Here is an 11,499-nt window from a genome sequence, read left to right as displayed (position 1 = left end):
CGTCTCAGAACCGTCATGGCTCCGTGACAACTCGGAGAACACTACTCATGCCCCAGGGGCGTGTCAAACGGTCTGGACCAGCCCCTGTCCGGCCTCTGCCCGGCCCCTCGCCCACCCCGTCGGGCCCCTCGGCCGGGCCCCTCAGTCGAGGTCGCTGAGCCGCCCGCCGGCGTCCGGCTGAGCGTCCTCCACCCTGCGCAGCAGGCGGGTCAGCATCTCGCCGAGCCGGCCGCGCTCCTCGCCGGAGAGGTCCTGGAGGAGTTCCTCCTCGAAGACCGTGGCCATGCGCATGGCCTCCAGCCACTTGCCGCGGCCTTCTTCCGTGATGCCGACGATGACGCGGACGCGGTTGTTCTCGTCGCGCTCCCGGGTCACCAGACCCTCCGCGACCATGCGGTCGATGCGGTGGGTCATGGCGGCGGGGGTGAGGCCGAGCCGCTTGGCGAGGTCGCCGGGGCCCAGGCGGTAGGGGTCGCCGGCCAGGACGAGGGCCTTGAGGACCTCCCACTCGGCGTTGCTGATGCCGAGCTCGGCGGTCTGGCGTCCGTAGGCGACGTGCATCCGCCGGTTGAGGCGGCTGAGTGCCGAGACGACCTTCTCGACCTGGGGGTCGAGGTCCTGGAACTCGCGCTGGTAGGCGGCGATCTGTTCGTCGAGGCTCGGCTCGGAGGCGCCGGGGCCGGGGGTGTCAGCCATGCCCGGCAGTATGACACGAACTGATTCGCGCTAAAGCCCTTCGGCATGTACTCTTTAGCTTCGAACTTTACTGTTGAAGTCTTCAGACCTAGACAGTCCCGCCTCTCAACCTCGACCTAGGAAGGTGAGTGTGACCACCGCGATGGGCGCAGCTCTGCGCCGGATCCAGCTGGGGAACGCCCTGAGTGCGTTCGGCAACGGCTTCACCGTCCCGTTCCTGTTCATCTATGTGTCTCAGGTACGGGATCTCGGTGCGGGCACCGCAGGGATGGTGCTGATGACGTTCGCCGTGTCCGCGCTCGTCGTGCTGCCCTTCGTCGGTCGTGCGATCGACCGGCGGGGTCCGCTGCCTGTTGCCGTCGTCGGTACGGTCTCCGCCGCCGTCGGGTCGATGGGGATGGGGCTGGCGTCGACCGAGTCGCTGGTCTTCGCCGCTGCCGCGGCGCTGGGTGCCGGTATCGCGGTGATCCAGCCGACGCTGGCCACGATGATCGTCTGGTGTTCGACGCCGACGACCCGGTCGCGCGCCTTCGCGATGCAGTTCTTCCTGAACAACCTCGGCCTCGGCCTCGGCGGACTGCTCGGCGGGCAGCTCGTGGACACCTCGGACCCGGGCAGCTTCGTGCGGCTCTTCGCGATCGAGTCGGTGATGTTCCTGGTGCTGGGTGCCGCCGTGGCGACGGTGCGGCTGCCGAAGGCGCCCAAGGTCGAGGACGCGGTCCCGACGGACGAGGGCGCCAAGGGCGGCTGGCGGACGCTGCTGGGTGACCGGGCCATGGTGCAGCTGTGTGTCCTGGGCTTCGTGATGTTCTTCGCCTGCTACGGACAGTTCGAGTCGGGTCTGGCGGCCTTCGCGGTCGAGGTCACCCGGATCTCGCCGGCGACGCTGGGCATCGCCCTCGCCGCGAACACGGCGGCCATCGTGCTGGCGCAGTTCGTCGTGCTGAAGCTGGTCGAGGGGCACCGGCGCAGCCGGGTCATGGCGCTCGTGGGTGTCATCTGGACCGTTGCGTGGGTGGCCGCGGGGGTCTCGGGACTCATTCCGGGGGCGCACGGGGTGGCGACCGCGCTGCTGATCTCCACGTACGCGCTCTTCGGCATCGGCGAGTCGATGCTGTCGCCGACGGTGGCGCCGCTGGTGGCGGACCTGGCGCCGGCCAGGCTGGTCGGTCAGTACAACTCGGCGTTCGCGCTCGTGAAGCAGCTCGCGCTGGCGATCGGGCCGGCCGTGGGCGGTCTGATGGCCGGTGGCGGTCTGTACGTGGCGTACATCGCCATGGTGATCGCGTGCTCCCTGGCGATCACCGCCCTGGCCCTGCGGCTGGGCCGCCGGCTCACCCCGGAGCAGGACAACCCGCTGCTGGCGAAGGCACAGCGCCGCGCCAAGCCGTCGGAGGAGCGTACGGCGGTCCCCGCCTGACACGCGTGTGCATATAGGACGTGTGCATATAAGAGGAGAGGGAGGACGCCTGCGGCGTCCTCCCTCTCCTTCTGTCACCCGTGCCCCGCCGGCAAGGCGAATTCACACCAGACGGCCTTGCCGCCGCCCGGTGTGCGCCGTGAGCCCCAGGAGGAGGCGATCGTGGCGATGATCGAGATGCCGCGTCCAGCCTCGTCCACCGGCTCGGCACGGCGGCGTCGCGGGAGGTGGTCGTCGCCGTCGGTGACCTCGATGATCAGTCGGCGGTCGGTGCGGCGCAGGCGCAGCCGCATGGGGGGTGTGCCGTGCTGGAGGGAATTGGCGACGAGCTCGCTGGCGGCCAGGACGCCCAGGTCGCGCAGCTCGGTCGGGAAGCGCCAGCTGACGAGGACGCCGGAGGCGAAGGCGCGGGCCCGGGGTGCCGCTTCGATGCCGCCGAGGAGCTCCAGGGCTGCGTTGTGGAAGAGCTCGGCGTCGTGGCCGGTGCGGGCGGGGTGCTGGAGGACGAGGACGGCGACGTCGTCGTCGTGGTCGGCGGTCACGCCGAGGGCGCGGATCAGGCGGTCGCACATGACCTGGGGCGAGCCGGTGGCTCCGGCGAAGGCGCGCTCCAGGGCGGCGACGCCCTCGTCGATGTCCTCGGTGCGGCGCTCGACGAGGCCGTCGGTGTAGAGGACGGCGCTGGAGCCGGGGCCGAGCGGGATGGTGCCGGAGGTGTGCATCCAGCCGCCGGTGCCGAGGGGCGGGCCGGTGGGTTCGGCGGCGCGGCGGACGGTGCCGTCGGGGTCGCGGACGAGGATCGGGAGGTGGCCCGCGGAGGCGTAGACCAGGCGGCCCTCGTTGGGGTCGTGGACGGCGTAGATGCAGGTGGCGATCTGTGTGGCGTCAATTTCGCTGGCGAGGCCGTCGAGGAGCTGGAGGACCTCGTGGGGCGGCAGGTCGAGGCGGGCGTAGGCGCGGACGGCGGTGCGGAGCTGGCCCATGACGGCGGCGGCGCGCACTCCGCGGCCCATGACGTCGCCGATGACGAGGGCGGTGCGGCCGGCGCCGAGGGTGATGACGTCGTACCAGTCGCCGCCCACGGCGGTGTCCTTGCCGCCGGGTTGGTAGGTGGCGGCGACGCGCAGGTCGTCGGGTTGTTCGAGCTCTTGCGGGAGGAGGCTGCGCTGGAGGGTGACGGCGGCCTCGCGCTGGCGGCGCTCGCTGGCGCGCAGCCGTTCGGCGGCTTCGATCTGGTCGGTGACGTCGGCGGCGAAGACGAGGACGCCGGGCTGTTTGGCTTCGGTGGCGCCGACCTCGATCGGGGAGCAGGTGAAGGTGTAGTAGCCGCTGCGGGGGCGGGTGTCGGGCTCGGTGGCGGGGGCGGTGCTCTGGTGGGGGACGTCGGCCGCGGGGGTGGGGTCGCTCGCGGCGGGGGTGGTGCCCGGGGCGGCGGCGAGGTTCATCGCGGCGTTGACGTCGGCCGTGACGCGGCGGGACTTGACGGTGCGGGGCCTGCCGCTGCGCAGGACCTGGTCCATGAGGGGGAGCAGGCCGAGCTCGGTGAGCTCGGGGAGGGCTTCGCGGGCGGGGGCTCCGGGGCCGCGGGCGCCGAAGAGGGCGGCGTAGGCGTCGTTGACGTAGGCGATGCGGTGCTCGGGGCCGTAGACGACGGCGACGAGGGCCGGGACCTTGCCGAGCGTGTCGTGGACGGAGAGCCCGTCGAGGGTGGGGACGGGGCCGTCCGGTGCGGGGGCGGGGGCCGGGGCGGCCTCCGCCCGGGCGGCGGGCACGGAGCCTCCCGCCGCGGGTGCGGGTGGTGCGGAGGCGGCGGTGCGGTCCTTGCGGTCGGCGCGCGCCGCGGCTCGGCGCTGTGTGCCGGGGAGCCGGGCGCTCCAGCGGGTGAAGTTCACTGAGGATTACCTCGCGGAGTCGTTCCGGACCAGCTCGGCGACGTGGTGGGGCCGTTCCGCGTGCCCGGCGCGGGGCCGCGGTCGTCGGTGCGGGGGACTGCCCCCGGGGGAATGCAGCAAACGTCCGAATCCTCGTAATTGTTACTCTTCGCAGGTACGAGCCCACCCATGGTCACACGACCAGTGTGGCCGACCGGACTGACATCCGTCAGACGTCGGCCTCTCCGGGGGAGTTCCCGGCTCCGCCACAGGGCCCATGACCTGCTTCAACTCGCTTCCGGGTGACGTCCGGTGTCTGCGGCGAGTTCGAATTCGGCCCGGGGGTTTTCGAGCGAGCCGAGGGAGACGATCTCGCGTTTGAAGAGCCCGGTGAGGGTCCACTCGGCGAGGACGCGGGCCTTGCGGTTGAAGGTGGGGATCCGGCTGAGGTGGTAGGCGCGGTGCATGAACCAGGCGGGGTAGCCCTTGAGTTTCCTGCCGTAGACGTGGGCGACGCCCTTGTGGAGGCCCAGGGAGGCCACGGAGCCGACGTACTTGTGCCGGTAGTCCTGGAGCGGCTTGCCGCGCAGTGAGGCGAGGACGTTGTGGGCGAGGACCTTGGCCTGGCGGACGGCGTGCTGGGCGTTGGGGGCGCAGACGGTGGTGGCGAGGTCGTCCGCGGTGAGGTCGGGGACGGCGGCCGCGTCGCCGGCGCCCCAGGCGTGTTCGACGCCGTCCACGGCGAGGGCGGGGGTGCACTTGAGGCGGCCGCGGCCGTTGAGGGGGAGGTCGGTGGCCGCGAGGATCGGGTGGGCCTTGACTCCCGCGGTCCAGACGAGCGTTCGAGTGGGGAAGCGGGAGCCGTCGCTGAGGACGGCGATGCGGTCCGCGCAGGAGTCCAGGCGGGTGTCGAGGCGGACGTCGATGTTGCGGCCGCGCAGCTCGCGCAGGGCGTAGGCGCCCATCTCCTCGCCGACCTCGGGGAGGATGCGCCCGGTGGCCTCGACCAGGACGAACTTCAGGTCGTCGGGTTCGAGGTTGTGGTAGTACCGCGCGGCGTAGCGGGCCATGTCCTCCAGTTCGGCGAGGGCTTCCACGCCCGCGTAGCCGCCGCCGACGAAGACGAAGGTGAGGGCCGCGTCGCGGACGGCGGGGTCGCGGGTGGAGGAGGCGATGTCCATCTGTTCGAGGACGTGGTTGCGCAGGCCGATGGCCTCCTCGACGGTCTTGAAGCCGATGCCGTAGTCGGCGAGGCCGGGGACGGGCAGCGTGCGGGAGACGGAGCCGGGCGCGAGGATCAGCTCGTCGTAGCGGATCCGCACGGCGCCGGTGCCCTCCTCGTGGGAGGCGAGGGTGGTGACGGCGGCGGTGCGCTTGGCGTGGTCGACGGACTTCACCTCGCCGATGACGACCTGGCACTTGTCGAGGGTGCGGCGCAGGGGGACGACGACGTGGCGCGGTGAGATGGAGCCGGCCGCGGCCTCGGGGAGGAAGGGCTGGTAGGTCATGTACGGCTCGGGATCGACCACGATGACGGTCGCCTCGCCGCGCTTGAGCTTCCGCTGCAGCCGCAGGGCGGTGTACATCCCGACGTAGCCGCCGCCGACCACCAGAATGCGCGCCGGTTCCTTCGCCAAGGCCACTCCTCAGTCCTTCGAGCACAGCTCCCTCCCCATGACGCACCCCCGGCAGGAGTTTGTCCACAGGCCGTGCGAAATGTATGACCGGGCGGCGGAGCTGATCCCTCCGAGGGGGCGCACCGGTTCGAAAGACAGGTGCGCAGGTCAGGGTGGCTGCGGCGGGGTTGCGGGGTGGTGCAGAATCATTGTGGAGGGGGCATGTACTCCAATCGGGGGTGCTCGGTGCGGAACTACCCCTTCTTTCTTGACCTGGGCTCAACTATGTTCGTACTCCGTCGGGGTGTCAGAGACGTGCCCCGGCAGTCAGGGCGGGGAGTCTCCGGGGGGAGACGTCATAACCGGGGGAACACATATGCATATTCAGGGCTCTCATTGGTCCACCGCTGTCGCGCCGTCGGAAGCGGGCGGTGGCCGCAGCACGCCTCTGCGCGTGGACGCCCAGCGCAATCTCGAGCACGTTCTGCGTGCGGCCCGCGAGGTCTTCGGCGAGCTGGGCTACGGGGCGCCGATGGAGGACGTGGCGCGCCGCGCCCGCGTCGGCGTGGGGACGGTCTACCGCCGCTTCCCCAGCAAGGACGTCCTCGTCCGGCGGATAGCCGAGGAGGAGACCGCGCGGCTCACCGAGCAGGCCCGCACCGCGCTGGGCCAGGAGGACGAGCCGTGGTCGGCGCTGTCGCGCTTCCTGCGCACGTCGGTGGCCTCGGGCGCGGGGCGGCTGCTGCCGCCGCAGGTGCTGCGGGTCGGCGTCGACGGGGAATCCGAGGAGATCGAGGCACGGGTGCCGCAGCAGCGGCAGCCGGGCGTCACCGGTGGTCAGCTGCACGAGCTGCGGCTGGTCGAGCAGCGGACGGCCGCCTCCGCGGAGCGGCACGACGCGGGTGCTGCGGCGCTGCTCGAGGTCGTCGGCCGGCTCGTGGAGCGGGCGCGTGCGGCGGGCCAGCTGCGTCCGGACGTGACCGTGGCCGATGTGCTGCTGGTGATAGCGACGGCCGCGCCGTCGCTGCCGGATGCGGTGCAGCAGGCGGCGGCGTCCTCGCGACTGCTGGACATCCTGCTGGAGGGGCTGCGGTCCCGGCCTGCCGAGTAGGCCGTCGCCTGCCGCGTAGGTCTTCTGTGTGACGGGCGCGCCCGGTCCGGCTTTCCAAGCGGGCCGGGCGCATCCGGAATTCCTTCCCCGTTCGGGTGACATCCAGTGCGTCATGCAGCCGAAGTCACCCCGGAAGGGTGGTTGATGCCCATGCCGAGCTGGTGACGGGCGCCACTGTGCCACGCTTTCGCGGTGTTCGGGATTGCCGGCATGTACAGGGGCCTGCGCTATGGGTGTTGACGGGCAGGAAGAACCGAGCGGGAGCGAGAAGGCGGACAGACCGTCCTTGCCCCGGCCCTCCGACGAGGGCGGTTCCGCACCGGCCGCAGATGCGGCACGCGGCGCCGGTCCGAGCGTGCCGCGGCAGCGCAGGCGCAAGCACCGCCGGACGGACGCCGCCGCCGATGCGCCCCTGACCGACACCCAGCTGGTGGCCCGGATGCGGGCGGGCGAGAGCGATGCCTACGAGGAGCTCTACCGCCGCCACGCCCCCGCGGTGCGCCGCTATGCGCGCACCTGCTGCCGCGACAACCACACCGCCGACGACCTCACCAACGAGGTCTTCGCGAGCACCCTGCAGGCCGTGCGGGGAGGGGCCGGGCCCGAGTCGTCGGTGCGCGCCTATCTGATGACCACGGTGCGGCGGGTCGCGGCCACCTGGGGGAAGAGCGCCAAGCGCGAGCAGCTGGTCGAGGACTTCGCCGAGTTCGCCTCGTCGGCCGCGCGGCTGCCCGCCACGGAGGACGGGGAGGGGCTCGGGCCGGGCGCGGACGTCCTGGCCATGCAGGAGGCCGAGCACTCCCTCGCTGTGCAGGCGTTCCGCAGTCTGCCGCCGCGGTGGCAGACGGTGCTGTGGCACACCACGGTCGAGGAGGAGTCGCCGAGCGAGGTCGCGCCGCTGCTGGGGCTGACGGCCAATGCGACGGCGGTGCTGGCGCACCGGGCGCGCGAAGGCCTCAAACAGGCGTACCTGCAGGCGCACGTGAGCACCTCGCTGACGGCCGGCGGCGACTGCGCGCGCTTCGCGGACCGGCTCGGGGCGTATGCCCGGGGCGGGCTGCGGATGCGGGCCGAGCGGGGGCTGCGCAAGCACCTGGAGGACTGCGCGCGGTGCCGTACGGCGGCCATGGAGGTCGCCGACGTCAATGAGCGGCTGCGGGCGCTGCTGCCGGTGGCGGTCATCGGCTGGTTCGCCGCCGGGTTCTCGGCCAAGGCTGCCGCGGGCTTCGGGATCGGTGCGGCCGGGGCGGGGACGGCCGCGGGGGCGGGAGCGGCCGCCGCGAGCGGAGGTTCGGCGGGGGCCGGTGCCAGTGCCAGTGCCGGTGCCGGCTCGGGAGCGAGCTCGGGGGCCGGGGCGAGTGCGGGATCGGGGGCCGGGGCCGGCTCCAGTGCGGGCGCCGGGGCGGGCGGGGCTTCCGGTGGCGCGTCCGGGGGTGGTTCCGGTGGGGCCGCTGCGAGCGAGGGGCTGGGGGCGCCCGCGAAGCTGGCCGTCGTCGGCGGCGTGGTGGCCGCGGCGGGTGCCGCCGTTGCGTACGCCCTGATGGGGCACTCCCCCGCGCCGGACCGGGAGCCGCAGGCCAAGGTCAGCGCCGCACCGGTGACGCCCGCGCCCGGCGTGACGCCGGAGCCGACGCCGTCACCGCGTCACTCCCCGCGTCCTGCGCCGACGCCCTCGGCTAAGCCGAAACCGACGCCCAGGGCGAAGGCTCCTGCGTCGCCGCAGGTCGTCCGCGTCACCCCCGCGCCCGTCGCTCCCGTCCACGTCGCCGCGCTGAAGCCGCACCCGAAGCCCTCACCGCCGCCTTCCGCACCGCCGGTCCGCAGGCCGTCGCCCTCGCCGTCCCCGTCGCCCTCCCCCTCCCCCACGCCTTCGCCTCCTCCCCTGCCTCCCCGCGTCTACCAGCTGAACCAGCTCCTCTACGCGGGCGTGGGCGACGGCACCGGGCCGGAGGTCCGGCTGGGCGTGCGCAGCTGGCTGTGGCAGCGGTACGGCCTGCGGGTCGGCGGGGTCGCGTACGGGCACGGTGTGAGCGTGCACGCGCCCTCCGCCGTGACCGTCGACCTCAACCGGTCCTGCTCGGCCTTCGACGCCCTGGTGGGCGTCGACGACATGTCCATGGGGCTGGGAGCCGCGCGGTTCTCCGTCTACGGCGACGGGGTGCCCCTGTGGCGGTCCGGCGCGGTGCAGGGCGGGGAGGCGGCGGTGCCGGTGCACGTGCCGCTGTCGGGGTACCGCAGCGTCCGGCTGGTGGTGCATCCCCGGCGGGCCATGGGGATGGTGGCGGTGTCGGACTGGGCGCAGTCGCGGATCTCCTGCGGGTAGCGGGGCGTGCGGGTGCGGGAGGCGAGTGGCGGCAGCCGTTCGGCGGAGGCGACCCGGGCGCCGCCCGCCGGAGACGGCGCCGCCTCCCTCACAGCCCCGGCCCGCGTGCCACTCCGCCCGCCACCGCCCGCTGGCGCGGTGCCGCCGAGCCCGTCCAGCACGTGCCGCGGCGGGCCAGCAGCCGCCGCAGCCACACCTCGGTGGAGACGAGCTCCGCGAGGCCGTCCAGGGGCAGCGCACGGCCGTTCGCGGCCCCGTGCAGCGCCGCCCTGACGACCCGGGCCTCGACGAGCCCGGCGTCGGCGAGGAGCGGCGCGTCGAAGAGCTCCAGCAGGGGGCCGGCGGAGGCCCGTAGCCCCGCCCGTACGGCGGCGGCGTGGGCCGCGTGGGAGGTGGCGCCCCAGCCGGGCGGGAGTTCGCGGACGCCTGCCCCGGCGAGGACGGCGCGCAGCACCGAGGCGCGCGCCCCCGGCTGGACCCGGAGCGCCTCCGGCAGGGCGCGGCAGGCCCGTACGACCTGGTTGTCGAGGAAGGGGGCGTGGAGGCGCTGGCTGCGGACCTCGGCGGCCTGTTCGAAGACGCGGTGGTCGGCGGCGTGCCGGGCGAGGGCGGCGGCCGCGCGGCGTTCGCCGGGGCGCTGTGCGAGCCCTTGGGGCCGGACGGCCGCGGCCTGCAGCCGGACCGACACCTCGGCCAGGGCTTCGCCCGTGAGCCAGCGGGCGGCCGGGCCGGGCCGGCACCAGGTGAGCGCGGCGAGGGAGGCGTCGACGGCCCCGCCCACCCCGGCGGGGAGGGCCGGTCCCGGCGTGTCGTCGACGACGGGGAAGGCCGTGGCCCGTAGCTGACCGGCGGCCGCCTCCATGCCTTCCCGGTAGGACGTGCGGGCCAGCCGGCGGGCCGCCCGGTAGACGGTGAAGGGGATGAAGAGGGCCTGCGCGGAGGACCGGTCGGCGCGGGCGAGCGCGGAGACGGGGCGCAGCAGGTGGCGCCGGCGGCGGTCCATCAGGAGGTCGGCCAGGCGCGCCGGGTGGGCGTCGAGGACCTGGCGGGCGCCGTGCCCGACGAGGTGGTCCGCGCCGCCCGCGGCCAGCCGGTGGCGGTGGCGCTCGGCGGTGACGAGCGCGGGGCCCGGCTCGTCGGTCAGGGGTCCGCCGGTCAGGGCCGCGTAGGGCAGGGCCTCCTCGCCCGCGGCGACGACGATGTGCCGCAGCCGGGGGTTGGCCGCGATGGCGTGGGCCCGTTCGAGCTCGGCCTCGCGGGCGCGGTTGTCGTCGGTGACGAGGTCGTTGAAGGTGACGGCGAGCAGCCGTTCGCCGCCCCCGGTGCCGTGGCCGAGGGGCGTGCCGGGCATCCCGGGCAGGCCTGCGGCGAGCAGCGCCAGGGTGGCGGAGGCGCTGCCGCCGGAGAGGTCGGCGCCGATGCCGGGGGCGGGGCCGCCGCGGGCGGCGCGGCGGTGGGCGGGGCCCATGCCCGGCACGGGGCCGGGGTCGAGGCCGTGGTCGGGGGCGTGCCGGGGGGCTGCGAGCCGGGTCCGTACGGCCTCCACGAGGGCGCTTCTTATGCCTTCGACGGCCTGCTCGGGCTGGAGCTGGGGGGCGGAGACGGCCAGCGACGCCGTCGGTTCGTAGCCGGTGATGTCGCGCGTGCCGTCGCGCAGCACGAGGGCGTGCCCGGGCGGCACGCGTCGTACGCCCTTGTAGGGCGTGCCGTCGCCGAGGGCCTCCGGGGAGTCGGGGCAGGCGAGGAGGGCGGCGAGGTGGCCGATGTCGAGCTGGGCCTCGATGAGGTCGGCGAGGGGCAGGGCGGCGGTGGCGTAGGCGGTGCCGCCGGCCCAGGCGGTGTGGAAGACGGGGCGGGCGCCGGCCAGGTCGCCGACGACCGTGGTGCGGCGGCCCACCTGGGCGACGGCGGTGTAGCTGCCGGGCCAGGCCGTGAGGTGCCGCAGGGCGCCTCCGCGGGCGGCGACGAGCCCGACACGCAGTTGTTCGTCGCCGGCGCCGCAGCGGCCGAGGACGGCGAGGCGGGTGAGGGGGTCCAGCTGGACGACGCGGACCTCGTCGGGGCGCCAGTCGCCCACGGCCCACAGGGGGGCCGGGTCGCCCCACAGGAGCTGGGCGCCGACGGGGTGGACGGTGGGGCCGTGGGCGGTGGAGCCTTCGAAACCGTCGTGGCCTTCGTAGCCGGGGCCGTTGCGGGCGTAGCCGACACCGTTGCTGCCGTGGCCGTAGCCGACGCTGCTACTGCCGTAATCGACGCCGCTGCGGGCGTAACCGGCTTCGCTGCCGCCGTAGTTGTCGTGCGACGGGGCCCGTTGCTGCCCGGTCCCCGCGGTGGTGCTGCTCCACCCCACCACCCAGCGCATTCCGCCTCCACAGGCTGTGGACAACCGACGTGGACAACCGACCGAGCACCAGCTGGACGGCCACCAAGCGCTGCCATCCGCAGTCATCATGCACAGGAGG

Annotated in this window: 7 protein-coding genes; 3 read left to right on the top strand and 4 right to left on the bottom strand. The window is 74.1% G+C overall.

Features of this window, described 5'->3' with window-relative positions; all coding sequences use genetic code 11:
* Window positions 1–141: 141 nt before the first annotated feature.
* Complete coding sequence (locus NQU55_RS34575; RefSeq protein ID WP_168091548.1) at window positions 142–696, bottom strand: MarR family winged helix-turn-helix transcriptional regulator; 555 nt, start codon at window positions 694–696, stop codon at window positions 142–144.
* 130 nt (window positions 697–826) lie between these two features.
* Here NQU55_RS34575 and NQU55_RS34570 point away from each other — a divergent pair, with 130 nt between their 5' ends.
* A complete protein-coding gene (locus tag NQU55_RS34570) occupies window positions 827–2,116 on the top strand; it encodes an MFS transporter (RefSeq protein ID WP_168091549.1) in 1,290 nt (429 codons plus the stop codon).
* Window positions 2,117–2,190: 74 nt separating this feature from the next.
* On the opposite strand, the gene NQU55_RS34565 is transcribed toward NQU55_RS34570, so the two are convergent.
* Together NQU55_RS34565 and NQU55_RS34560 are read right to left on the bottom strand one after the other, a co-directional pair.
* The gene (locus NQU55_RS34565; protein WP_168091550.1) at window positions 2,191–4,008 is read right to left on the bottom strand and encodes an ATP-binding SpoIIE family protein phosphatase; all 1,818 of its coding nucleotides are present in this window, start codon (window positions 4,006–4,008) and stop codon (window positions 2,191–2,193) included.
* A gap of 266 nt (window positions 4,009–4,274) precedes the next feature.
* Window positions 4,275–5,573, bottom strand: a complete 1,299-nt coding sequence (locus tag NQU55_RS34560) for an NAD(P)/FAD-dependent oxidoreductase (protein WP_240976165.1) — start codon at window positions 5,571–5,573, stop codon at window positions 4,275–4,277.
* A 406-nt stretch (window positions 5,574–5,979) separates the two neighbouring features.
* Here NQU55_RS34560 and NQU55_RS34555 point away from each other — a divergent pair, with 406 nt between their 5' ends.
* Together NQU55_RS34555 and NQU55_RS34550 are read left to right on the top strand one after the other, a co-directional pair.
* The gene (locus NQU55_RS34555; RefSeq protein ID WP_168091552.1) at window positions 5,980–6,714 is read left to right on the top strand and encodes a TetR/AcrR family transcriptional regulator; all 735 of its coding nucleotides are present in this window, start codon (window positions 5,980–5,982) and stop codon (window positions 6,712–6,714) included.
* 229 nt (window positions 6,715–6,943) lie between these two features.
* On the top strand, window positions 6,944–9,037 hold the full coding sequence (locus NQU55_RS34550; protein WP_168091553.1) for a sigma-70 family RNA polymerase sigma factor: 2,094 nt from the start codon (window positions 6,944–6,946) through the stop codon (window positions 9,035–9,037).
* Window positions 9,038–9,125: 88 nt separating this feature from the next.
* Here NQU55_RS34550 and NQU55_RS34545 read toward each other — a convergent pair whose 3' ends face one another.
* Entirely contained in the window at window positions 9,126–11,399 is a 2,274-nt protein-coding gene (locus tag NQU55_RS34545; RefSeq protein ID WP_240976164.1) for an asparagine synthase-related protein, read from the bottom strand.
* Window positions 11,400–11,499: the final 100 nt, after the last annotated feature.

Source organism: Streptomyces telluris, from assembly GCF_024519335.1.
In the GTDB taxonomy this organism is placed as follows: Bacteria; Actinomycetota; Actinomycetes; order Streptomycetales; family Streptomycetaceae; genus Streptomyces; species Streptomyces telluris.
The sequence above is the reverse complement of the archived record's forward strand: the minus strand, read 5'-3'. Positions and strand labels throughout refer to the sequence as shown.